20 protein-coding genes are annotated in these 24382 nt (G+C 66.6%); 8 read left to right on the forward strand and 12 right to left on the reverse strand.

All coding sequences use genetic code 11. The features are described from left to right. Positions 1 to 291: 291 nt before the first annotated feature. From secF to queA, 5 genes are all read right to left on the reverse strand, one after another. Positions 292 to 1272: a protein translocase subunit SecF gene (secF, locus tag TEP_RS11255; RefSeq protein ID WP_132825339.1), complete on the reverse strand. Its 981-nt coding sequence runs from the start codon at positions 1270 to 1272 to the stop codon at positions 292 to 294. A gap of 15 nt (positions 1273 to 1287) precedes the next feature. Then, entirely contained in the window at positions 1288 to 3144 is a 1857-nt protein-coding gene (gene secD / locus TEP_RS11260; RefSeq protein ID WP_165933918.1) for a protein translocase subunit SecD, read from the reverse strand. Positions 3145 to 3204: 60 nt separating this feature from the next. Then, entirely contained in the window at positions 3205 to 3549 is a 345-nt protein-coding gene (gene yajC, locus TEP_RS11265; RefSeq protein ID WP_025875124.1) for a preprotein translocase subunit YajC, read from the reverse strand. Positions 3550 to 3685: 136 nt separating this feature from the next. After that, positions 3686 to 4816, reverse strand: coding sequence for a tRNA guanosine(34) transglycosylase Tgt (gene tgt, locus TEP_RS11270; RefSeq protein ID WP_025875126.1), 1131 nt, complete (start codon positions 4814 to 4816; stop codon positions 3686 to 3688). A gap of 27 nt (positions 4817 to 4843) precedes the next feature. Further along, positions 4844 to 5857 carry a tRNA preQ1(34) S-adenosylmethionine ribosyltransferase-isomerase QueA gene (queA, locus tag TEP_RS11275; protein WP_132826519.1) on the reverse strand — a complete coding sequence of 338 codons (1014 nt, stop codon included), beginning with the start codon at positions 5855 to 5857 and terminating at the stop codon, positions 4844 to 4846. Between the two features lie 246 nt (positions 5858 to 6103). On the opposite strand from queA, the gene TEP_RS11280 reads away from it, so the two are divergent. Together TEP_RS11280 and TEP_RS11285 are read left to right on the forward strand one after the other, a co-directional pair. Then, positions 6104 to 7600, forward strand: a complete 1497-nt coding sequence (locus tag TEP_RS11280; RefSeq protein WP_132825341.1) for an aminotransferase class III-fold pyridoxal phosphate-dependent enzyme — start codon at positions 6104 to 6106, stop codon at positions 7598 to 7600. A 194-nt stretch (positions 7601 to 7794) separates the two neighbouring features. Continuing rightward, positions 7795 to 8388 (forward strand): TIGR00730 family Rossman fold protein, encoded by a 594-nt coding sequence (locus tag TEP_RS11285; protein WP_089240478.1) that lies wholly within the window; start codon positions 7795 to 7797, stop codon positions 8386 to 8388. Positions 8389 to 8407: 19 nt separating this feature from the next. On the opposite strand, the gene TEP_RS11290 is transcribed toward TEP_RS11285, so the two are convergent. Continuing rightward, entirely contained in the window at positions 8408 to 11254 is a 2847-nt protein-coding gene (locus tag TEP_RS11290; protein ID WP_132825342.1) for an EAL domain-containing protein, read from the reverse strand. A 247-nt stretch (positions 11255 to 11501) separates the two neighbouring features. On the opposite strand from TEP_RS11290, the gene TEP_RS11295 reads away from it, so the two are divergent. The 5 genes from TEP_RS11295 (at position 11502) to TEP_RS11315 (ending at position 15665) form a co-directional block, all read left to right on the forward strand. Beyond that, complete coding sequence (locus TEP_RS11295) at positions 11502 to 12020, forward strand: RNA polymerase sigma factor (RefSeq protein WP_229291374.1); 519 nt, start codon at positions 11502 to 11504, stop codon at positions 12018 to 12020. Then, the gene (locus TEP_RS11300) at positions 12017 to 12997 is read left to right on the forward strand and encodes a hypothetical protein (protein ID WP_132825343.1); all 981 of its coding nucleotides are present in this window, start codon (positions 12017 to 12019) and stop codon (positions 12995 to 12997) included. The genes TEP_RS11295 and TEP_RS11300 overlap by 4 nt, the downstream gene beginning before the upstream one ends. Positions 12998 to 13031: 34 nt before the next feature. Next, positions 13032 to 13631: a YigZ family protein gene (locus TEP_RS11305; protein ID WP_132825344.1), complete on the forward strand. Its 600-nt coding sequence runs from the start codon at positions 13032 to 13034 to the stop codon at positions 13629 to 13631. Beyond that, a complete protein-coding gene (locus TEP_RS11310) occupies positions 13624 to 15402 on the forward strand; it encodes an ABC transporter transmembrane domain-containing protein (RefSeq protein ID WP_132825345.1) in 1779 nt (592 codons plus the stop codon). The genes TEP_RS11305 and TEP_RS11310 overlap by 8 nt, the downstream gene beginning before the upstream one ends. Before the next feature lie 68 nt (positions 15403 to 15470). After that, entirely contained in the window at positions 15471 to 15665 is a 195-nt protein-coding gene (locus tag TEP_RS11315; RefSeq protein ID WP_132825346.1) for a hypothetical protein, read from the forward strand. Between the two features lie 168 nt (positions 15666 to 15833). On the opposite strand, the gene TEP_RS11320 is transcribed toward TEP_RS11315, so the two are convergent. The 3 genes from TEP_RS11320 to TEP_RS11330 form a co-directional block, all read right to left on the reverse strand. Further along, on the reverse strand, positions 15834 to 16958 hold the full coding sequence (locus tag TEP_RS11320; protein WP_132825347.1) for a prephenate dehydrogenase: 1125 nt from the start codon (positions 16956 to 16958) through the stop codon (positions 15834 to 15836). After that, on the reverse strand, positions 16955 to 17863 hold the full coding sequence (pdxY, locus tag TEP_RS11325; RefSeq protein ID WP_132825348.1) for a pyridoxal kinase: 909 nt from the start codon (positions 17861 to 17863) through the stop codon (positions 16955 to 16957). The genes TEP_RS11320 and pdxY overlap by 4 nt, the downstream gene beginning before the upstream one ends. A gap of 368 nt (positions 17864 to 18231) precedes the next feature. After that, the gene (locus TEP_RS11330; protein ID WP_132825349.1) at positions 18232 to 19431 is read right to left on the reverse strand and encodes an MFS transporter; all 1200 of its coding nucleotides are present in this window, start codon (positions 19429 to 19431) and stop codon (positions 18232 to 18234) included. 73 nt (positions 19432 to 19504) lie between these two features. Here TEP_RS11330 and TEP_RS11335 point away from each other — a divergent pair, with 73 nt between their 5' ends. Next, positions 19505 to 20302 (forward strand): helix-turn-helix transcriptional regulator, encoded by a 798-nt coding sequence (locus TEP_RS11335; protein WP_132825350.1) that lies wholly within the window; start codon positions 19505 to 19507, stop codon positions 20300 to 20302. Between the two features lie 123 nt (positions 20303 to 20425). On the opposite strand, the gene dnaJ is transcribed toward TEP_RS11335, so the two are convergent. From dnaJ to grpE, 3 genes are all read right to left on the reverse strand, one after another. Further along, the gene (gene dnaJ, locus TEP_RS11340) at positions 20426 to 21559 is read right to left on the reverse strand and encodes a molecular chaperone DnaJ (RefSeq protein WP_132825351.1); all 1134 of its coding nucleotides are present in this window, start codon (positions 21557 to 21559) and stop codon (positions 20426 to 20428) included. A gap of 154 nt (positions 21560 to 21713) precedes the next feature. Continuing rightward, positions 21714 to 23639, reverse strand: coding sequence for a molecular chaperone DnaK (gene dnaK / locus TEP_RS11345; RefSeq protein WP_132825352.1), 1926 nt, complete (start codon positions 23637 to 23639; stop codon positions 21714 to 21716). Between the two features lie 202 nt (positions 23640 to 23841). Further along, positions 23842 to 24357, reverse strand: a complete 516-nt coding sequence (gene grpE / locus TEP_RS11350; protein ID WP_025878870.1) for a nucleotide exchange factor GrpE — start codon at positions 24355 to 24357, stop codon at positions 23842 to 23844. Positions 24358 to 24382: the final 25 nt, after the last annotated feature.

Here is a 24382-nt window from a genome sequence, read left to right on the forward strand (position 1 = left end):
GCAAGAGCAACGTCAACGTCCAAAGCGGGTATCCGTGGTTTGGCGGGGCGGTGTCGGAGCGCGGGGACGCCGCAAGTACGTCCCTGTAGGCTTGGCAGCCGCATGNATGCGGCNNCCNAGCCTACAGGGACGTACTTGCGGCGTCCCCGCGCTCCGACACCGCCCCGCCAAACCACGGATACCCGCTTTGGACGTTGACGTTGCTCTTGCCTCTGCGGGTGCAGGGCGCAGCCCTGCCAACAAAAAACCCCGCTTGCGCGGGGTTCTCTGTGTACTGCATGCAACAGAGGCTTACGGACGGCGCGCCAGGGCCTCGACGTCCTTGGCCTTGGGCAGCAGGTCCTGCTTGGTCACGCGCAGGGCACCCACGGTCAACATCGGCACCGCCACCAGGATCGAGGACAGCACCACGATCACCGCACCGATCATGTGCGTCTCGGCCAAGCCTTCCATCGAGCTGCCACCGTACAGGTACAGGGCCAGTGCGGACAGGAAGAACATCACCGCGGTGATCACCGTACGCGACAGCGTCTGGTTGATCGAACGGTTCAGCACTTCCATCGGCTCCACGCGCAGGCTGCGGAAGTTCTCGCGGACGCGGTCGAACACCACGATGATGTCGTTGATCGCAAAGCCCATCACCGACAGCAGGCCGGCCAGCACGGTCAGGTCGAACTCACGGCCAAGCAGCGACACGTAGGCCACCGTCACGATCAGGTCGAACATCGCCACGATGCTGGCGGTGACCGCGAACTTCCATTCGAAACGCACCGCGATGTAGATCAGGAAGCCGGCCAGCATGAAGATGGTGGCGTACAGGCCATTCATCGCCAGGTCCTTGCCGATCTGCGGGCCAACGAACTCGTTGCGCAGCACGGTAGCCTGGTTGTCAGCCGAAGAGACCGCCTTGACCACGGCCGCGGCAGTGGCCTTGTCCTCGGCCGAGGCGCCACCGGTACCCGGAGCGTGCTCACCGTGCGGAGCCAGGCGGATCAGCAGGTCGGTGTTGCCACCGACGCTCTGTACCTGTGCGCCGTCGAAGCCGTTCTGCTCGAGCTTGGAGCGGACCTGTTCGACGTCCACCGGGCGCTCGAAGCGGGCTTCGATCAGGGTGCCGCCGGTGAAGTCCAGAGCGTAGTTGAAGCCCTTGAAGCCGATGATGCCGATCGAGGCCAGGAACACGATGATCGTGACGACCATCGCGACATGGCGCCAGCGCATGAAGTCGATCTGGGTATCGTTCGGGAGGATGTGCAGCGGAAACAGTTTCATGTGCGTGTCGTCCCGTCAGATGGCCACGTTCTGGAGCTTCTTGCGACGGCCGTAGATCAGCGTCGCCAGTGCGCGCGATACGGTGATCGCGGTGAACATGGAAGCGAAAATACCGATGATCATGGTCAGCGCGAAGCCCTTCAGCGGACCGGTACCGAATGCGAACAGCGCCACACCCACGATCAGGCCGGTCAGGTTGGCGTCGAGGATGGTGCCCGACGCGCGCTCGTAACCGGTCACGATCGCGGTCTTGCCCGGCACGCCGGCACGCAGTTCTTCACGGATACGCTCGTTGATCAGCACGTTGGCGTCGACCGATAGACCAACCGACAAGGCCAGGCCAGCGAAGCCCGGCAAAGTCATGGTCGCGCCGAACAGCGACATCACCGCCACCACGATCAGCAGGTTGAACAGCATCGCCACCGAGGTGATCAGGCCGAACATGCGGTAGTAGATGGTGAAGAACACCAGGGTGAACATGAACGCGTAGACCACCGCGGTGATGCCGTTCTTGACGTTCTCCGCACCCAGGCTCGGGCCGACCACGCGCTCTTCCACGAAGTCCATCGGTGCAGCCAGCGAACCCGACTTCAGCAGCTTGGCCAGGTCCTCGGCTTCCTTCTTCTGCAGACCGGTGGTCTGGAAGTTCTTGCCGAACACGCCGTTGATGTTGGCCACCGAGATCACTTCCTCGTTGACCTTGAAGCCACGCACTTCCTCACCGTCGACGACGGTCACGGTCGGCACGCGCTCGGTGTAGACCACCGCCATCGGCTTGTTCACGTTGGCGCTGGTGAAGTCGAACATGCGCTGGCCACCGACGTTGTTCAGCGTCACGCTGACTGCCGGGGTGCCGCTGGTGGAATCGGTCACCGCCTGCGCGGCCACCATCTGGTCACCGGTGACGATCACGCGCTTGTTCAGCAGCACCGGACCGCCGTTGTCACGGCGCTGGTAGACCTTCGCTTCCGGCGGAATACGACCCGACGCGATGGCGTCCTGCGCGTTGCCTTCCACCACGGCCCGGTATTCCAGGGTGGCGGTGGCACCGATCATGCGCTTGGCTTCGGCCGTGTCCTGCACGCCCGGCAGCTGCACCACCACGCGATCAGCACCCTGGCGCTGGATGATCGGCTCGGACACGCCGAGCTGGTTCACGCGGTTGCGCAGGGTGTTGATGTTCTGCTCGATGGCGCCGTTGGCGATCTGCGCGATCTCCGCTTCCGGAATGGAGACCGTGATGCGGTTGCCACTGACGTCGTAGCCGAGGGTCGGCTGCGCCTTGGCCAGCGCGGCGCGGGCACGGGTACCGGCGTCTTCGCCGGCCGAGGGGCTCAGGTTGGCGACGATGGTGTTGTCGGCACGACGCTCGACCGACTGGTAGGCGATGCGCGCATCACGCAGGGTGCTGCGCACGTCCTCGGTGTAGGCGTCCAGACGCTTGTCCAGCGCGGCTTTCTGGTCGACCTGCAGCACGAAGTGCACGCCGCCCTGCAGGTCCAGGCCCAGCACCATCGGGCGGCCGCCGAGCTTGGCCAGCCAGTCAGGCACGGTCGAGGCCAGGTTCAGGGCAACCGTGTAGTTCTCGCCCACGCTGTCACGCAGCGCATCGCTGGCGGCAGACTGCGACTTCAGGTCCGACAGGCGGACGATCAGGCTGTCCCCTTCCTTCTCTGCACCGATCGTGGTGACACCGGCCTTCTTCAGGTCGGCCAGCACACGGTCGCGCAGCGCATCGTCGATCTGCCCGCCACGGTTGGCGGTGATCTGGATGGCCGGGTCCTTCTGGTACATGTTGGGCAGTGCGTACAGCGTGCTGAGCGCCAGTACGATCACGATGACGACGTACTTCCAGCGTGGAAATTCGAGCATTGCTTGGGTCCCGCGCGGCGCCATCCCCGGCGCCGCGGTTGTGCTTCAGAAAGGGAGTGCTTACTTGGCCGAATCCAGGGTGCCGGTCGGCAGCACGCTGCCGACAGCGCCCTTCTGCACGCGGATGCGCACGTTCTCGGCCACTTCGACGGTGACGAAGTTGTCGCCGATATCGGTGACCTTGCCGGCGATGCCGCCGTTGGTCAGCACTTCGTCGCCGCGCTTGATCTTCTCCAGCATGGCCTTGTGCTCCTTCTGCCGCTTCATCTGCGGGCGGATCATCAGGAAGTACATGATGGCGATCAGGATGATCGGGAACAGCAGCGTGGTCAGGCCCATGCCCTGCGGTTGGCCGCCAGCGGCCTGGGCGTGGGCGGCGGGAATCAGGAAGGCAAGCAGGTTCATCGTTGGTCCTTTGGTTGGGCGGCGCTTCGGCCGTTTCACGGGCACGAGGTGTCGACCGCGGATCTTGGTCAGCCTTGAAGTATGCCACGGCCCCGGGCGTTCGTCCTTGGGCCGTTTGGCAGGGGGTGCTGCGGGTTTACAGGGGCGGCGCTACCGCCCCGCGTGCTGCGTAGAAGGACTCGCGGAAGGCCAGGAAGGTTCCCGCCTCGATGGCCGCGCGGATGTCGGCCATCAGTTTTTCGTAATAGAAGAGGTTGTGCTGGGTGCCCAGCATCGGCGCCAGCATCTCGTTGCAGCGGTCCAGATGGCGCAGGTACGAGCGGGTATAGCCGCCGGCACAGGCCACGCAGCCACAGCCCGGCTCGATCGGGTCCATGTCCCGCGCGTACTGCGAATTGCGGATGCGGACGGTGCCAAACGAGGTGAAATAGTGGCCGTTGCGCGCATTGCGGGTCGGCATCACGCAATCGAACATGTCCACGCCACGTGCGACACCCTCGACCAGGTCTTCAGGGCGGCCAACGCCCATCAGGTAGCGCGGACGGTCGGCCGGCAGCTCCGGGTCCAGATGGTCGAGCATGGCGTTGCGCTCGTCTTCCGGTTCGCCCACGGCCAGGCCGCCAATGGCATAGCCGTCGAAGCCGATCCCCTGCAGGGCCTCGGCCGAACGGCTGCGCAGGTCGGTATGCACCCCGCCCTGGACAATGCCGAACAGGGCCGCATCGTTGCCCAGCTCGTCATGCGCGTTGCGGCTGCGCTGGGCCCAGCGCAGGCTCAGTTCCATCGACCGGCGGGCGACGTCCTCGGTGGCCGGGTACGGCGTGCACTCGTCGAAGATCATCACCACGTCCGAATCGAGCACCTTCTGGATCTTCATGCTCTCCTCCGGCCCCAAGAACACCCGGGCACCGTCGGTCGGCGAGGCGAAGGTCACGCCCTGCTCGGTGATCTTGCGGCGGTGGGCCAGCGAGAACACCTGGAAGCCGCCGGAGTCGGTCAGGATCGGGCCATCCCAGCGGCAGAAGCCGTGCAGGCCGCCGTGGTCGGCGATGATGTCCAGGCCCGGCCGCAGGTACAGGTGGAAGGTGTTGCCGAGGATGATCTCGGCGCCCAGCGCACGCACCTGGTCCGGCAGGATGCCCTTGACCGAGCCATAGGTCCCCACCGGCATGAAGGCCGGCGTTTCCACCGTGCCACGCGGGAAGGTCAGGCGGCCACGGCGGGCGCGGCCATCACGGGTCTGGAGCTGGAACTGCAATCGGGACATGGAGCGGTCGTTCGGGCAAATAGCTGTCTATTGTCTCCCAAAACCGCCTTTCCTGCTTCGGTAGCGCTGCTCGATCGCGTGCTGGTAGGCCTCGAACACGCGCTCCTTGCCGGCAAACGCCGAGATCATCATCAGCAGCGTGCTTTCGGGCAGGTGGAAATTGGTCACCATCGCGTCGACGCTGCGGATCCGGTAGCCGGGGGTGATGAAGATCTGCGTTTCGCCTGCGAACGGCAGCAATTCCCCCTCACGCATCGCACTTTCCAGCGCGCGCACCACCGTCGTGCCCACGCCGATCACCCGGCCACCGGCCGCACGCGTGCGTCGTACCTGCTGCACCAGCTCGGCACCGACGTTCAGCCACTCGCGGTGCATGACGTGATCCTTCAGGTCGTCGGCGCGCACCGGCTGGAACGTGCCTGCGCCCACGTGCAGGGTGACGTGGCCGAAATCCACGCCCTTGTCCTTCAGTGCCGCCAGCAGCGCCTCATCGAAGTGCAGGCCGGCGGTCGGTGCCGCCACGGCGCCCACTTCGCGGGCGAACACGGTCTGGTAGCGCTCGCGGTCGTCCACGCCGGGCTCGCGCTGGATGTAGGGCGGCAACGGCAGCCGGCCGGCGTGCAGCAGCCACTGCTCCAGCGATTCCGGCACGTGGAACTGCAGCACGTAGAACTCGCCGTCGCGGCCCAGCACTTCGGCTTCGCCACCGGCGTCCAGGGCGATGCGGCTGCCGGCCTTCGGCGACTTGCTGGCACCGACCTGGGCCCGGGCCTGCTGGCCGCCGAGCAGGCGCTCGATCAGGATCTCCACGCGCCCACCGCTGGCCTTCTGCCCGAACAGGCGCGCCGGAATCACCCGGGTGTCGTTGAACACCAGCAGGTCGCCCGGTTGCAGCAGGGATGGCAGGTCGCGCACCTGCAGGTCGGTGAAGGCAGCCGGTGCCGGCAGCACCAGCAGCAGGCGGCTCGCCGAGCGTTCGGCCAAGGGGGCCTGGGCGATCAGTTCGGCCGGCAGTTCGTAATGGAAATCGGACTTCTTCAAGGCAGTGGACGGCAACAGGTCGACAATGGCGCGCATTGTACGTCCAGCGTCTGCGAGCCGGCACGAGCGAGGCCGAACGTCGCGCAAAATGCTGCTATGCAGCAGTCTTTTGCGGGGTTATCGCGCAAAAAAACAAGTGCTAGCATCGACGAGGAAGTCCGCTGCACGAGCCCGCCCCAAGCGCGCGTGAAGACGCGCGTTTCGCTTTTGAAGGCCCGTGCGACCCAACGTTTCAGGAGATCTGCAATGAGCTTCATCGAACGCCTCGCCCCCCTCCGCGCCCAGCCCGGCACCCGCCTCACCAACGGCCTGGATGACGCAACCCTGACCGCCCTCGCCGCCAACCAACCGCAGTTGGTCGCTGCGGTCGATGCCGCTGCTGCCGAATTCGCGCGCGTGCATGCTGAGCTGGGGCCGCTGCTGGCACAGGATGAGCAGGCGCAGATCGATGCCATGCAGGACGGCTTCGTCAATTTCTACGCCGATGATGCGGTGACCCCGTACGTGGCGCTGGCCGCGCGCGGTCCGTGGGTGGTCACCCTGAAAGGCGCGGTGCTGTACGACGCCGGCGGCTACGGCATGCTGGGCTTCGGCCACACCCCGGACGCCGTCATGGAAGCGATGTCACGACCGCAGGTGATGGCCAACATCATGACCCCCAGCCTGTCCCAGCAGCGCTTCATCACCGCGCTGCGGGCCGAGATCGGCCACCGTCGTGGCGGCTGCCCGTTCACGCGCTTCATGTGCCTGAATTCCGGCTCTGAAGCGGTTGGCCTGGCCGCGCGCATCGCCGACGTCAACGCCAAGCTGCAGACCGATCCGGGTGCCCGCCATGCCGGTGCGGCAATCAAGCGCGTGGTCATCAAGGGCAGCTTCCACGGCCGCACCGACCGTCCGGCGCTGTATTCCGATTCCAGCCGCAAGACCTACATGCAGCATCTGGCCAGCTACCGTGGCGAGGAGTCGGTGATCACCGTCGCCCCGTACGACGAGGCGGGCCTGCGCAAGGTGTTCGAGGATGCCGCGCACAACAACTGGTTCATCGAAGCGGTGTTCCTGGAGCCGGTGATGGGCGAAGGTGACCCGGGCCGCTCCGTGCCGCCGGCGTTCTATGCGCTGGCCCGCGAACTGACCCGCGCCCACGGCAGCCTGCTGCTGCTGGACTCGATCCAGGCCGGCCTGCGCGCCCATGGCGTGCTGTCGGTGGTCGACTATCCGGGCTTCGAAGGCCTGGATGCGCCGGACATGGAAACCTACTCCAAGGCACTGAACGCTGCGCAGTATCCGCTGTCGGTGCTGGCCGTGACCGAGCACGCCGCGCAGCTGTACCGCAAGGGCATCTACGGCAACACCATGACCAGCAACCCGCGTGCGCTGGACGTGGCCTGCGCCACCCTGGCCCAGTTGACCCCGCAGGTCCGCGCCAACATCGCCGAGCGCGGTGCCGAGGCCGTGCGCAAGCTGGAGCAGCTGAAGAACGAACTGGGCGGCCTGATCACCAAGGTGCAGGGCACCGGCCTGCTGTTCTCCTGCGAGCTGGCCCCGCAGTTCAAGTGCTATGGCGCCAATTCCACCGAGGAATGGCTGCGCCAGCACGGCATCAACGTGATCCATGGTGGCGAGAACTCGCTGCGCTTCACCCCACACTTCGGCATGGACAGCAGCGAGCTGGACCTGCTGGTGGGCATGGTGGGCCGTGCGCTGCGTGAAGGGCCGCGCCGCGAACAGGCGGCTGCCGCGTAATCCCAGACCCTCGTAGAGCCGGGCGCTGCCCGGCTGAAGGGCTGGCCGTGATCTGAACGAAATGGCGCCGGGCATGGCCCGGCGCTACAGAGAACAACGGCAAAGCCTCATAATTGCCCGGACACCCCGCCCTGCGACCGGCTTCACTGGTTGACCGCGGGGCGTTTTCGTTTCCGGCCAAGACAGGAAGATCCATGAAGTCGATCTGTGTGTACTGCGGTTCCAACGCTGGCAGCAAGCCGGTCTACACCGAACGCGCCATTGCGCTGGGCGATCGTATTGCCCGGGACGGCATGCGCCTGGTGTACGGCGGCGGCAATGTCGGCCTGATGGGTACCGTGGCCAATGCCGTGCTCGCCGCCGGCGGTGAGGTCACCGGCGTGATTCCGCGCCAGCTGGCCGACTGGGAAGTGGCCCATCGCGGCCTGACCGAACTGGAGATCGTCGGTTCGATGCATGAGCGCAAGTCGCGCATGTTCGATCTGTCCGATGGCTTCGTCGCCCTGCCCGGCGGCTTCGGCACCATGGAAGAGATCTTCGAGATGCTGACCTGGCGCCAGCTCGGCATCGGCAACAAGCCCTGCGCGTTCCTCGATGTGGACGGCTTCTATGCGCCGCTGATCGGCATGATCGATCGGATGGTGGAAGAGCGCTTCCTGCACCCCGAGCAGCGCCAGGACCTGTGGTACGGCTCGGACATCGAGGAGATGCTGACCTGGATGAAGAACTACCAACCGGCCCAGGCTTCGAAGTGGATCGACGAGAAGCGCCGCGCGGCGCTGCGTTGAAGACTACGTGCGCGGTGGCTCAGGCTGCCGCGCGCGTCCACGGTGCCGGCCGGCCCAGCAGGTAGCCCTGGCCATAGTCGCAGCCAAGCTCGAACAGCGTGTCACGCTGCGCCTCGGTCTCGATGCCTTCGCCGATCGTCTCGATGCCCAGCGTGCGTGCCAGTGACAGCACGCCTTCGACCAGCGCGCGCGTGCTCTGTGCCTCCGGGCCGTGCAGGCCGGCAATGAAGCTCTGGTCGATCTTCAACGTGCTGATCGGGAAACGGTGCAGGTAGGACAGCGCCGAGAAACCCGTACCGAAATCGTCCAGCTGCACCTGGATGCCACGTTCACGCAGGCCCTTCAGGATGCGCAGCGTGTGCGGACCGTCGTCGAGCAGCGCGACCTCGGTGATCTCCAGGCGCAGCCGCCGCGGGTCCGCGTTGTTCGCCTCCAGCAGGCCATACAGGCGCTCGCTGAACTCGGCGGAGCGGAAATGCCGTGGCGACACGTTGACCGACACATAGCCACGCCCGCCGTCGGCAAGGCCGACAATGACCTGCTCATAGATCAGCCAGTCGACCTGTTCGATCAGGCCACTTTCCTCACCCAGTTCCAGGAACGCGCCCGGCAGCAGCAGACCACGGCGCTCGTGCTTCCAGCGCAGCAGGGCCTCGTGACCGACCACCTCGCCGTCGGACAGGCGCACGATCGGCTGGTAGAACGGCACGAAGTCGCGGTTGTTGATCGCCCGCCGCAGGTCGGCCTCCAGATCCAGGCTGCGCAGCGCCTGCTCGCGCATCTCCTCATCGAAGATCGAGCAGCGGTCGTGGCCCTGGGCCTTGGCCCGGTACATCGCCGCATCGGCGTCGCGCAGCAGTTCCTCGCCGGTGCGATAGCGCGGGTTCCACAAGGTGATGCCCAGGCTGCCGGAGGGGAACAGCTCGCGACCGGCGATCCACATCGATTCCTGCAGCGCAAGCAACAGCCGCTGGCCGAAATCCAGGGCCTGCGCCAGGCCCTCCGGACAGTGCAGCAGCACGGCGAACTCATCACCGCCCAGGCGCGCCACCACATCGTTGTCACCGGCCATGGCCACGATGCGCTTGGCCACTTCCACCAGCAGGCGATCGCCGGCGGCGTGACCGATGCTGTCGTTGACCAGCTTGAAGCGGTCAAGGTCCAGGAACAGCACCGCGAACACCGGGCCGCCTTCGCGCCGGGCCAGCGCCAGCGCATCCTGCAGCCTGTCCAGCAGGTGCAGGCGATTGGGCAGTCCGGTCAGCGCATCGTGCATGGCCTGGTGGGTCAGCCGCTGCTCGGCGCGCAGGCGCTCGGCAATCTGGCCCAGCAGCTTTTCGTTCACCTCGCCCAGCTCGCGGGTGCGCTCCTCCACCCGCTTCTCCAGTTCGGCATGCGCCGAGCGCAGTCGTTGCTGGTCGCGCTGGCGCGCAAGACCAGTGCCGATGTTCTGCGCAACGAAGATCAGCAGGCGCTGGTCATGCACGCTGAAGGCGACCTGCTCGGTGTAACTCTGCACCACGATCGCACCGACCACTTCGTCGTCGCGCAGCAACGGCACGCCGAGCCAGCACTGCGAACGTGCGCCGGATTCGCGCACCTCGCCGGTTTCCAGCAGCGCATCGATCTGCGCACGCGAGGCCAGCAATGGCCGACGATGGCGGACCACATACTCGGTCAGGCCGCGACTGAACGCGCGTGGTGCACGACTCGCGTTGTGCTCGTCGACCGAATAGACGAAATCCAGCCCATCGCCCTCGGCATTGACCAGCGCGATATAGAAATTGCGTGCATCCAGCAAACGCCCGACCACGCCGTGCACCTGCCCGTAGAACTGCGCCAGGCTGTCGGCCGACATCGCCATTTCGGCGATGTTGTACAGCGCGGTCTGCAACTGCTCGGCGCGGCGGCGCTCGGCTACTTCATCCTGCAGGCTGAGATTGGCCCGCTGCAGCTCCTGCGTGCGCCGTTCCACCTGCTGCTCCAGCCGCACCTGCGCCTGACGGCGGTCCATGGCGGTCTGCACGTGCTGGGCGACAAAACCCAGCAGGGCCCGTTCGGCCTCGCCGTAGAGGTCGGCATGCTCGTAGCTCTGCACCACGATCGCACCACACACGCGGCCATCGCGCAGCATCGGCACGCCCAGCCAGTCCAGGCTTTCCGGGCCGCGCTGCGGGTCGTGTTCCTGGTCTATCCCCGCCAGCAGCTCGCGCGAAGGCCCGCTCAACGGCCGGCCATGCCGCAGCAGCGCTACTGTCAGGCTGCGCGGCATCTGGTCGATGTCGTAGCCCTGGGCAGGATCGGCGACGAAATCATCGACCTGGTCGGCGAAGTACAGGAAGCGGATCTGCCGGCGGGCATCGTCATACTCGACGATGTAGCAGTTCTGCGCATACATCAGCGTGCCCAGCACGCCGTGCACGTGGCGCAGCATCTCGCTCATTTCCAGGTCCGCACCGGCCAGGTCGGCAATCTGGAACAGGGCCTGCTGCAACCGCTCAGCTTCTTCCAGCGCCTTGATCTGCCCCGCCTGGCGGCCCCGCTGCAGGGCCAGCTCCATGGCCTGCCGGGCCAGCCCCCACCAGGCCGGGGAGGGCGTCGCCCCACGCACCGACAGCAGCAGCCGGGCGCCGTCGTACTCCCAGCCGTGGCGGCCTTCGGCATGGTCGGCCAGCGGCTGCCAGATGTCCTCGTCGCTGTCGCTGATGGGCCAACCGCCCTGCCCGCTGCCGAGCTGCGGATCGTCCCAGCCGACGCGCACGATCGCCGTTTCCTGCAGCAGCGCATGCAGCGCACGCACCAGCGCTGCGCTCAGCACAGGCTCGATGTTTGACGCTTCCAGCGCGCGGTCGGCTTCGGTGGACAAATGACGTTCTCTTGGCGCCGCCTGAGCGCCGCCTCCCCTGAATTACCGAGCATAACGCGCCACCCGGGGGGCAATGGAAGCCCGGCGACCCCGAAACGTGCCCTCGGGCGTTTTTCCTGTCGATCCCCTCCCGGTTCCTGCCGTGACTGTCGCCCTGTCCCACCCCATCGCTGGCTATGCGCCACCGCCTGCAGGGCTTACCCTGTACGGCGTGGATGCCAGCGCCCTGCCAACCGATGAAGCCTTGATGCTGGCTTGGGCCGCCGGTGAAGTGCACGCGTTCGAAAGCCTGTATGCCCGTCATCGCAAGCGCCTGTTCGGCTTCCTGCTGCGGCAGCTGCGCGACACCGCGCTGGCCGAGGAGATGTTCCAGGACGTCTGGCAGCGGGTGATCAGCGCGCGAGCAGGCTGGCAGGCCGATGCAGCCTTCAGCACCTGGCTGTTCCGCATCGCCCACAACCGCCTGAACGACCACTGGCGCGCCGCCCGCCATCGCCCCCCTGCACCGGCCGATGCCGATCTGCGCCTGGCCGCGCTGGAAGACGGGCAGACACCGGAAGCGGAACTGTCCGAATTCGAGCAACGTCGCCGCATCCAGCTGGCGATGGAAGAACTGCCCGCAGAACAGCGCGAAGTGCTGCAGCTGCGGCTGGAACAGGAACTGAGCCTGGAGGAGATCGGCCAGATCACCGGCGTTGGCCGGGAAACCGTGAAATCGCGGCTGCGCTATGCGATGGACAAGCTGCGTGCGGGACTGAACGCATGAACCGAGACGATGCACTGACGCCGGAAGAACGCGAACTGGCACGCCTGCTTGGGCGCCGCACCGAACAGGGCCCTCCGCCGGCACTGGACGCGGCGATCCTCGCCGCTGCGCGTGCGGCCGTGGAGACGCCAGCACGCGAGGCGGCCCCAGCGCCGGTGGCACCGCGCACGCCGCGCCCGCGCCGCCGCTGGCCGGCCGTGTTCGGCGTGGCCGCATCGACGGTGTTCGCCGTTGGCATCGCCTGGCAGATGCGTCCAGAGCCGCCCTCGGCCCCTGCCGAGGCAGTTGCCACCGCGCCGGCTGCACAGGAAATGGCGGCCGATGCGAGCGCCGAAGGCACGGCCTACGACAGCGCGGCCGCCGATGTCGCGGGCACCGAAGCCGCACCGGCACCTGCACCGGCCGCAGTACCGGCGCCTGCGCCGGCCAAGGCAGTACCGGTACCGGCACCGGCCATCGCGGACGTGGTGAAACCCGCGCCTGCCGCACCCCGGCAAGCACCCGCTCCAATGATGGCACCGCCACCTGCACCTGCAGCCGACACAGCGTTTGCGCCGCCTCCTATGCCAGCGGCAGCGCCTCCCGCGGCCGAAGCCTATTCGGCGCCTGCGCCTGCGGCCCCTGCCGCGACGATGAGGGCGCGCAAGGCCACTGCGGCGGCGGCGGCGGAATCAATGACCTCCGCGCAGGCCATCGCCGAAGACCGCGTCGCGCTCACCGCGGCCAAGCAGGGCGCGGCCGGCAGAACCGCGCCTGGCGTCATGCGCCGTGCAAGCGACGCGAACCTCAGCGCGGACGCGGTACAGGCCGAAGTGCAGGCCGATGCCGGGCTGCCACGCCGGCAATGGCTGCAGAAGATCCGCGAGCGCCGCGACGCCGGCCAGCGCGACCTGGCCCGGGCGAGCCTGGAGCGTTATCTGCAGACGTATCCAGAGGCGCGCCTGCCAAAGGATGTGCGACCGTTGCTGGACGACTGAAGCACATCGGCGGCAAGCCCGTAGAATGAAGGGAATGCCCGATACCCTCGCCCAACCGGTCAACCACACCCTGGACGTCAAGCACAGTCGCTTCATCGCGCATGCCGCGCCGATCGAGAGCGCGTCTGCGGCGATGGCATTTTTTCTGCAGGACGTATCGGTAGCCGATGCGACCCACAACTGCTGGGCCTACCGGCACGGCCAGGACTATCGCTCCAGCGACGACGGCGAGCCCGCCGGCACCGCGGGCCGCCCGATCCTGGCCGCCATCGATGGCCAGGGATTCGACCGGGTGATGGTGGTGGTTACCCGCTGGTTCGGCGGCATCAAGCTGGGCGCCGGTGGCCTGGTCCGGGCTTACGGCGGCGCCGCTGCCGAATGCCTGCGCACCGCGCCGCGCCTGCCACTGGTGGCGATGGCGCGGCTGCAGCTGGTGGCTGGATTCGAGGACCTGGGCGCGCTGCATGCGGCCCTGCCGGCCCACGCGGCCGAAAAGCGCGATGAACAGTTCGATGCCAATGGCGTGAGATTGCGGGTGGAATTGCCCGCAGAGCAGGTCGACGCATTGAAAATCCGCCTGCGCGACGCCACCCGTGATCGTATCCGTATCCAAGATGACCCCCTCGATGACTGACAAGGACGCACCGGCGACCGACCCGGCCTCCCCGCCGCTGCGCCGCCTCGGCAGCCTGCGCACACTGTGGCCGTTCGTGCGCCGGCACAGTGGATTGTTCAGCGCCTGGCTGCTGGCCCTGGCCGTTTCTTCGGCGGCGACCCTGAGCCTGCCGCCGGCGGTGAAGCAGATGATCGACCACGGCTTCAGCAGCGGTGGCCAGATCAACCGTGCCTTTGCGCTGCTGATGCTGGTCGCCGTGGTGCTGGCGTTGGCGACGGCGGCGCGTTTCTACTTTGTTTCGCTGCTCGGCGAGAAGGTCGTGGCGGATCTGCGCAGCCGGCTGTACGCGCACCTGATCCAGCTCGGTGCCAGCTTCCACGACCGCAGCCGCAGCGGCGAGCTGGTATCGCGCCTGACCGCCGACAGCGAACTGCTGCGCAGCGTGGTCGGCTCGACCATGTCCGTGGCGCTGCGCAGCAGTGTCACCGTGGTCGGCAGCCTGGCGATGCTGTTCGTCACCAGTCCGCGGCTGGCCGCGTGGTCGCTGCTCGGCATCCCGCTGGCGGTGCTGCCGATCATCATCGGCGCGCGCAAGCTGCGCGTTGTCGCCCGCAACAGCCAGGACCGCATCGCCGATGCCAACAGCCTGGCCAGCGAAACGCTGGGCGCCGTGCGTACGGTGCAGGCGCATGCGCGCGAGCCTTATGAACGCGGCCGTTTCGACCATGCGCTGGGCGATGCGATCCGTGCCGCGCGCCGGCGCATCGGCGCGCAGTCGCTGGTGACCGCCAGCGCCATCCTGCTGGTGTTCGGTGCGATTGTCGGGGTGTTGTGGCTGGGTGCGCACGACGTCATCGACGGTCGCCTCAGCGCCGGTACGTTGGGCCAGTTCGTGCTGTACGCACTGATCGGTGGTGGTTCGGTCGGTGCGCTGGCCGAAGTGTGGAACGAACTGCAGCGCGCCTCCGGCGGCATGGGCCGCATCGGCGAGCTGCTGCAGGAAGACATCGAGATCCGCGCGCCGGCCAAGCCGCGTGCGCTGCCACAGCCGCTGCGTGGCGAGATCCGTTTCGATGACGTGGTGTTCAACTACCCACAGCGGCCGGACCAGGCCGCGCTTGACCATTTCAGCCTGTACGTGCGGCCGGGTGAAACCGTCGCCCTGGTCGGCCCGTCCGGCGCCGGCAAGAGCACGGTGCTGTCGATGCTGCTGCGCTTCCACGATCCGGCAAGCGGCCGCATCTGCGTGGACGGCATCGATGTGCGCGAGGTCGATCCGGCCGAGCTTCGCGCGCAGCTGGCGCTGGTGCCGCAGCAGCCGACATTGTTCGCCGCCAGCGCACGCGACAACATCCGCTATGGCCGGCTGGAGGCCAGTGACGCCGAGGTGGAGGACGCAGCTCGTGCCGCCGAGGCCGACGCCTTCCTGCGTGCGCTGCCAGAGGGCTACGACAGCGAACTGGGCGAGCGCGGTGCCCGCCTGTCCGGTGGCCAGCAGCAGCGCGTGGCGATCGCCCGTGCCTTGCTGAAGGACGCACCGATCCTGCTGCTCGACGAAGCCACCAGCGCACTGGATGCACAGAGCGAACATGGCGTGCAGCAGGCGCTGGAACGCCTGATGGCCGGGCGCACCACGGTGGTCATCGCCCATCGGCTGGCGACCGTGCTGAAGGCCGACCGCATCGTGGTGATGGAGCATGGCCGTATCGTGGCCGAGGGCACGCATGCGCAGCTGCTGGCTGAAGGCGGCCTGTATGCGGAGCTTGCGCGCCTGCAGTTCATCGATTGATGACGTCCGGCTAACACCGGCCGGATCACTCTGGCGGCGTAGCGAAGAACCACTGAAGGAGGCCAGGCATGTCGTTCCGTCAGTTCCCTGCTGTCGACAGCAATGGCGAAAGCCACATCATCATCGAGTTCAAGCCCGAGGCCGGCGGCAGCGGACACGGCTCCGAAGCGACGCCGCGTTATGAGCTTGATGACGGGCGCCAGCTGGTACGCAACGGCCGCGAGTTCACCACCAGCGGCGGCGAGGTCAGGTTGTCGATCTAGCGATCCAACGCAGAGCCGGGCATGCCCCGGCTCTACTGCTGTTCCGGACCGAAAGAAGGTTGGTCATTTTTTGACCAACCATCTTGACAGCCTTGCACGCCAAGGCCTGCCGCAGGTTATCCACATGTTTGCGCAGAAGCCATCCACACGCCCTGTGGATGAATGGCGTTACGCCAGTACCCGGCCGATCCCGCTGGCATCCACTTCGGCCGCCGCTGCCGCGATAGGCCCTGGCTCACTGCCGGCCACGAAACCGATGCGGAAATGCACTTCGCCGGCGGGCGTGCGCGAGGAGTGGATCGAGGCCAGGCTGATGCCATGCTGCTCGAACACGTTCAGCAGCGCACGCAACGAACCGGCGCGGTCTTCAGGCAGATGCACCGAGAGTGCATTGCGCTCGGTCAGATCGGCCAGCAGATAGCCGACGCGCTCGAAGGTGTAGTTGCCCGCCGCCAGCGCCTGATCGCCGAAAGCACTCCTGTTGGCCTCCAGCAGGTGATCGCGGAACGCGCCCCGCGCAGCGTCGTCGCCCTGCCCCACCTGTACCTGCAGCGTCTGCAGCTGGCCGATCAGGCGTTGCAGCATCGGCGCCACATAGGGATTGCCGAACTGGATGTCTTCGTAGATCGCCGGATTCAACGACAGGATGCGCGAGATGATCGCGGTATCCAGTTCGAACGAAGCCGATCGATACGGCAGCATCGCCGCCAGCGTGCCCAGCTGCGGTTGGTACTCGCGCAGCACACCTGCCTGGGCCAGGTGGGTCGCATGCACCATCGCCTGCACCAGCGCCATCATCTGGTCATGGTGCTGCGGGCTGGCGCGCACACATTCGGCCTGCAGTGCCAGGCACAACGCGTCGACCCAGGGCCGCCAGTGCTGCAGTCGCGCCTCGCAGACCACCATCACCCGGCCCTTCAGGGTCGGCGCCTTGGGCGGCGCCGTCATCGGATGCAGGCCCACCACCTCGGCGCGCGAGGCCAGCATCGCCTGCACCGGCGCTTCCTTCACCGAGGTCACATCCAGCCACAAGCGTTCCTGCTCGCGGCCCGCCGACAGGCGCGCGTACTCGGCAATCAACGCGAACGTGTGCCGGATCGGTGCGGAGAACACCAACACGTCGGCCTGTTCCAGCAACTGCTCCGGCGCATGCGAATCGGGATCGGCCGGATCGTGGCCGATCACGCGCACCTGCATGTGCTGTTCGAAGAACCGGGTCAGCCATCGCCCATAGGCGCCGGCACTGCCGACGATGCCGACCGTGCGCGGCGTGCGTTCGTGCAGATCGCTCATGCCAGCCGTTCGGCGCGGAAGCGCATGCCGTCGGCCAGTGCCGCCGGTGCGGCCGCGATCACGTCGAACTCTTCGAAGCCGTGGGCCAGGGTCGCCTCCAGCGCCGCATGGGTGCCGGCGATGGCCCGCGAGATGGCCATCTGCATCGGCTCACCACGCAGCAGGAAGGACACCATCAGCGACATCAGCACGTCGCCGGTGCCTGCCACATCCACCGGCAGCAGCGGCGAGGTCCAGCGCCAGGTTTCCTCGCGCCCCACAGCCAGCGTCACCAGTTCGCCCGGATTGCCGCCGACGCTGTGTGCCAGCACCCACTGCGGCCCCCGCGCCAGCAGCGCGCGCGAAGCAGCAATGGCATCGGCTTCGGCCAGCGCCGGCATGCCGGTCAGGCGACCGAGTTCGAAGGCATTCGGGGTAAGCAGCCATGCATGCGGCAGCAGGCGCTCAGCGAAGATCGCTTCCAGTCCCGGCTCCACGTAGGGACCGGTGTGGGTATCGCCGATCACCGGGTCCAGGCAGTAGCGCAGCTGCGGACATGCCGGCAGGATCCCGTCCAGCCAATCAGCAAAGGCCGCACCGTTGGCGGCGCTGCCGAAGTAGCCGGAGACCAGCATCTTCGCCCGCTGCGGAAGACCCCGTTCATGCGTGCCGAGCAGCAGATCGGCGAACCAGTCGCTGGGCAGTACACGGCCACGGGTGGTCTCGTAGAACGGCGCATTGCTCAGCAGCGTGGTCGGGATCGAGGCCACGCGCACGCCCAGCGCACGCATCGGGGGCAGCGCGGCGCTGTTGCCGGCATGGCCGTAGACCAGTTGTGATTGGACCGAAATGACATCGATCGGCGAAGGACCGTCGGGCCGCTGGCGGCGGCCGTGGACGAGGTGGTTGTCGAGGGATTCGCTCATGCCCGCATTCTACGCCCAAGGGGGTTTTCGGCAGGGCTGCGCCCTGCACCTGCAGAGGCAACAGCCACAACCAAAGCCGAGGCAACAGCAACAGCCGGCTCTGGCTTTTCTGTGGTTTGGCGGGGCGGTATGGGGCTGCAGGACACGCCGTAAACCCATCCATGGGGGCTCGATGGCGCCATCCATGGCGCGCGGGGGCGTGAGCGCCATGGATGGCGCGACCGAGCTTACAGGGACGTACTTGCAGCGTCCCCCGCAACCGGACCCACCCCGCCATCCCACGAAATGCACGCTTTTGCCGTTGCCGTTGCCGTTGCCGTTGATCTGGCCTCTGCAGGTGCAGGGCGCAGCCCTGCCGAAGAACACCCTCAGTGCGCAGCAGGCCTGGACGGCGGCAGCCAGGCCGCGACGATGCCCAGCAACGGCAGGAACGCGGTCAGCTGGTAGACGAATTCGATGCTGGTCTTGTCAGCCAGCAGACCGAGCACCGCTGCGCCGAGGCCGCCCATGCCGAAGGCAAAGCCAAAGAACAACCCGGACACCATACCGATCCGGTGCGGCATCATTTCCTGCGCATAGACCACGATCGCCGAGAAAGCCGAAGACAGCACGAAGCCGATCAGCACCGCCAGCACCGTCGTCCACAGCAGGTCGGCATGCGGCAGCATCAGCGCGAACGGTGCCACGCCCAGGATCGAGGCCCAGATGATCGGCTTGCGACCGATACGATCGCCCAGCGGACCGCCGAAGAATCCACCCGCGGCGGACGCCACCAGGAAGGCGAACAGATGCAGCTGCGCCTGCGCCACCGGAATGCCGAAATGATGCATCAGGTAGAAGGTGAAGTAGCTGCCGATGCTGGCCATGTAGAAGTACTTGCTGAAGATCAGCACCAGCAGGATGGCCAGCACCCGGGCGATCGTGCGCGGCGGATGGCGCGCGGCAGTCACACCGTGTGCTGCTGGCCGGGGCGCGCCCAGATGCAGCGAATACCAGCGGCCGACATAGGTCAGCAGGGCAATGCCGATCAACGCTGCACCGGCAAACCACGATGCGGAATGCTGGCCATAGGGCACGATCACCGCTGCGGCGATCAACGGCCCCAGCGCCGTGCCGAAGTTGCCTCCCACCTGGAACACCGACTGCGCCAGGCCATGACGGCCGCCGGAGGCGAGGCGGGCGATGCGCGAGGCTTCCGGATGGAAGATGGCCGAACCGATGCCGACCAGCGCGGCGGCCAGCAGCACCATCGCGTAGTTGGGCGCAAAGCCGAGCAGCAGCATGCCGCACAGGGTCGAGGCCATGCCGATCGGCAGCGAGTACGGGGCCGGCCGGCGGTCGGTGGCGAGGCCGACCAGCGGCTGGAAGATCGAGGCGGTGAGCTGGTAGGTCAGCGTGATCAGGCCGATCTGGGTGAAGCTGAGATTGAAGCCGCCCTTGATCACCGGATAGATGGCCAGGATCAGCGACTGCATCATGTCGTTGACCATATGCGAGCTGGAGATCGCCGCCAGCACTCCTGGCGATACGGGGCGGGCGGATACGGCGGGAGCAGCCAGAGTCGACATTGCGCACGGTCAGGATGGGGGCGAGCCGTGCATGCTACGGTGGGCATCCGCTCCCTTCTGCCGCGTTCTGGTCATGGCCTATCGCAAAAAGGACACCCCCTGCCCCATCCGCGAAACCGCGCCGTGGAACGAGGTGCCGGTGCATCGCCCGGTCACCTGCCGCGCACGTGACTACCGCGCCGGCACCCGCATCGCGGCGCACAAGCACCGGCGGCACCAGCTGGTCTATTCCATGTCCGGGCTGATGGTGGTGCGCTCGGAGGTCGGCCGCTGGGTGGTGCCCTCCACCCGCGCCATCTGGATGCCGGCGGGCATGGCCCATGCGGTGGACTGCATCGCCGAGGTGCACATGCGCAGCCTGTACATCGAACCGTCATTCGCCCCACAACTGCCCGCCGAGCCCTTCGCCGTGGAGGTGGCACCGCTGCTGCGCGAACTGCTGCAGGCAGCCATCCTGATCGACGGACCGCATGAAGAAGACAGCCGCGATGGCCGCTTGGTGCGGCTGATGCTCGACGAACTGCACCGCATGGACGTACTGCCGTTGCACCTGCCCGAGCCCGTCGACCCGCGGCTGCACAGGATCTGCCAGCACATCCAGAAACATCCCGGCGACGAGGCGACCCTGCAGGACTGGGCACAGGCGTTGGCGATCGACGTGAAAACCATCCAGCGCCACTTCGCCAGCGAACTGGGCATGACGTTTGGCCAGTGGCGGCAGCAGGCGCGCCTGCTGGCCGCGATGGAACGGCTGGCCCGCGGCGAGAAGGTGATCGATGTTGCGCTGGCGATGGGCTACGACAGTCCCAGTGCATTCACCAGCATGTTCAAGCGCCAGCTGGGGCAGACGCCGGCGGCGTTTTTCCGTTGATCCGTTGATCCGTTGATCCGTTGATCCGTTCCACCGCGTGCACGCATGGTGCGGATCTGCTGCGCCGGAAACGAAAACGCCGGGCATGGCCCGGCGCTGTCGTTCATCATTTTCCTCAAGGGATCAGGACGTCATCCGGTCCCAGAAGCCCTTCACGCCATCAATGAAGGTCGCAGACTTCGGCGAATGCTTGCGTGCATCCTCGCCGTTGAAGGTGGCTTCAAACTGCTCCAGCAGCTTGCGCTGGTCGCTGGTGAGGTTGACCGGGGTCTCCACCACCACGCGGCAATACAGGTCACCTTCGCTGCGGCTACGCACCGAACGAACACCCTTGCCGCGCAGGCGGAACAGCTTGCCGGTCTGGGTCTCGGCCGGGATACGGATTTCCGCTTCGCCACCGAGGGTGGCCACGCGCACGATATCGCCCAGTGCGGCCTGCGAAATGCGGATCGGCACTTCGCAGTGCAGGTCGTCGCCGTCGCGCTGGAAGATGTGGTGCTCACGCACGCGCACTTCCACGTACAGATCGCCCGGCGGCGTACCCGCCGGACCGGCCTCGCCCTCACCCGCCAGGCGGATGCGGTCGCCGGTATCCACGCCTGCCGGCACCTTCACCGACAGCACCTTGTCTTCCTCGACACGGCCGTTGCCGTGGCAGGTCTTGCAGGGCTTGGCGATGATCTGGCCACGGCCACCACAGTTGTGGCAGGCCTGCTGCATGGCGAAGATGCCGCGCTGGATGCGCACCTGGCCACGACCATGGCAGACGTTGCAGGTCTCGACCTTGCCGTCTTCCGAACCGCTGCCATCGCAGTCGCCGCATTCGGCCAGGGTCGGAATCTCGATGCGGCGCTCGACGCCACGCACCGCTTCTTCCAGGTCCAGCTCCATCACGTAACCGATGTCGGCGCCGCGACGCGCCTGGCGCGGGCCACCACCGCCGGCCCCACCAAAGATGTTGCCGAAGATGTCGCCGAAGATATCGTTCATGTCCGGGCCGCCCGGACCACCGCCACCGCCGCCCATGCCGTGTTCGAACGCGGCATGGCCATGGCTGTCGTACATGCGGCGCTTGTTGCCGTCGGACAGGACTTCGTAGGCTTCCTTGCACTCCTTGAAGGAGGCTTCGGCCGCCGCATCACCCGGGTTGCGGTCCGGGTGGAACTTCATCGCGCAGCGACGGTAGGCCTTCTTCAGCTCTTCGTCGGTGGCGGTGCGGGCAACGCCCAGCACTTCGTAGTAATCGCGCTTGCTCATATCGTGGATCGCATTCCGGAAAGTCGGGATTCGTCAAAGCGGAAGAGCGGAACCAGGTCCGCTCTTGCGTCGGGCGCCCCGACACGCCAGAGGGCGGTCAGGACCCTGGTACGACAACGGGACGCTGGCGAGCAGCGTCCCGTGTCGGTCCGGATCAGGACTTCTTGTCGTCCTTGACTTCGGTGAACTCGGCGTCCACCACGTCATCCTGCGCCTTGCCCGCATTGCCGGCGTCGGCACCCGGGGCGGCACCGCCCTGGTCGGCCGAAGCCGCAGCGAACAGCGACTGGCCGGCTTCTTCCAGCACCTTCGACTTGGCTTCGATCTGCGCCTTGTCGTCACCCTTCATCGCGGTTTCCAGATCGGCCAGGGCCGCTTCCACCTTGCCGATCACTTCGCCACCAACCTTGCTGCCGTGCTCGGTGATCGCGCTGCGGGTGCCGTGGATCAGGGCATCGGCCTGGTTGCGGGCCTGCACCAGCTCCTGGAACTTCTTGTCTTCTTCGCGGTTGGCTTCCGCGTCGGCGACCATGCGTGCGATCTCTTCCTCGGACAGACCCGAACCGGCCTTGATCTCGACCTTCTGTTCCTTGTTGGTCTTCTTGTCCTTGGCCGACACGTGCAGGATGCCGTTGGCGTCGATGTCGAAGGACACTTCCACCTGCGGCAGGCCGCGCGGGGCCGGCTCGATGCCGGACAGATCGAACTTGGCCAGCGACTTGTTGAAGCGGGCCTGCTCGCGCTCACCCTGCAGCACGTGCACGGTCACGGCCGACTGGTTGTCCTCGGCGGTGGAGAACACCTGCGAGGCCTTGGTCGGGATGGTGGTGTTCTTTTCGATGATCTTGGTGAACACACCGCCCATGGTTTCGATACCCAGCGACAGCGGGGTCACGTCCAGCAGCAGCACGTCCTTGACATCGCCGCCAAGCACGCCGCCCTGGATCGCAGCACCCAGTGCCACGGCTTCGTCCGGGTTGACGTCCTTGCGCGGTTCCTTGCCGAAGAACTCGGTGACAGCCTGCTGCACCTTCGGCATGCGGGTCTGGCCGCCGACCAGGATCACTTCGCTGATGTCGCTCGAACGCAGGCCGGCGTCATTCAACGCAACGCGGCACGGCTCGATCGACTTCCTGATCAGCTCTTCCACCAGCGATTCCAGCTTGGCGCGGGTCAGCTTGATGTTCAGGTGCTTCGGACCCGACGCGTCAGCGGTGACGTACGGCAGGTTCACTTCGGTCTGCTGGGCGCTGGACAGTTCGATCTTGGCGCGCTCGGCAGCATCCTTCAGGCGCTGCAGGGCCAGCGGATCCTTGCGCAGGTCGATGCCCTGGTCCTTGTTGAACTCTTCAACCAGGTACTCGATGACGCGGTTGTCGAAGTCTTCGCCACCCAGGAAGGTGTCGCCGTTGGTGGCCAGCACTTCGAACTGCTTCTCGCCGTCGACATTGGCGATCTCGATCACCGAGACGTCGAAGGTGCCGCCGCCCAGGTCGTACACAACGATCTTGCGATCCTTGTTGTCGCCCTTGTCCAGGCCATAGGCCAGCGCGGCCGCGGTCGGCTCGTTGATGATGCGCTTGACGTCCAGGCCGGCGATGCGGCCAGCGTCCTTGGTTGCCTGGCGCTGGCTGTCGTTGAAGTAGGCCGGCACGGTGATGACCGCTTCGGTGACCTTCTCACCGAGGAAATCCTCGGCGGTCTTCTTCATCTTCTCCAGCACCTTGGCCGAGATTTCCTGCGGTGCCATCTTCTTGGCATCGCTGGTGGCCACCCAGGCATCACCATTGTCATGGGCCAGGATGCTGTACGGGACGTGCGCGATGTCCTTCTGCACTTCGGCGTCGGTGAACTTGCGGCCGATCAGGCGCTTCACCGCGTAGAAGGTGTTCTTCGGGTTGGTCACGGCCTGGCGCTTGGCCGAGGCACCGACCAGGACTTCGCCGTCCTTGGTGTAGGCGACGATCGACGGGGTGGTGCGATCACCCTCCGCGTTTTCGATGACGCGGGCCTTTCCGCCGTCCATGATCGCCACGCACGAGTTGGTGGTGCCGAGGTCGATACCAATGATCTTGCCCATGGGGGACTCCTTGAAGGAATGTTGTTTTTGTCAGTCCGGCCGTTCGACCGGTGGATGAATGGGATGTGGGGGAGGCTCGTGGAACATTCAAGCCATCCCCCGAACGCTGTGTTTCCGTTCGCCCAACACGTTCAGCGTCGGTCGTGCCGATGCCCCGGTCGCGGCGGGAAAACCCGCGCCAGGCCAGGCCCGGCGCCCGCGGTCAATCGGCGGCAACCACCACCAGCGCCGGCCGCAGCAGGCGCTCGTTGAGCAGGTAGCCCTTCTGGAACACGGTCACCACGCTGCCCGGGGCGGCGCCGGGGGCAGCGACCTGGCTGATCGCCTGGTGGTGTTCCGGGTTGAACGGCTGCCCGGTCGGGTCCAGCAGCACCAGGCCGTTGTCACCGGCGACCTTCAGCAGCTGCTTGTAGGTCAGCTCCAGGCCCTCGCGAAGCGGATGGGCATCGTCGCCGGCGGCCTTGAGGCCGGCATCGAGGCTGTCGAATACCGGCAACAGTTCGCCCAGCAGCTTCTCGTTGGCGAACTTGCGCGCCTGTTCGATGTCGCGGGCCACGCGCTTGCGCTGGTTGTCGAGGTCGGCGCGCTCACGCAGCGCTTCGGCCTTGACCTGCTCCACTTCGGCACGGAGCTGTTCGATCTGTTCGTTGACGCCCTCGGCGGCAGCTGCGTCGGCGGCGGCCTGCTGGGCGGCGATGTCTGGCTGATCTTGATTCATGTCTGGGTCCCTGGCGGTCACTCTC

The sequence above is a fragment of the Stenotrophomonas sp. TEPEL genome (assembly GCF_004348785.1).
Classification (GTDB): Bacteria; Pseudomonadota; Gammaproteobacteria; order Xanthomonadales; family Xanthomonadaceae; genus Stenotrophomonas; species Stenotrophomonas indicatrix.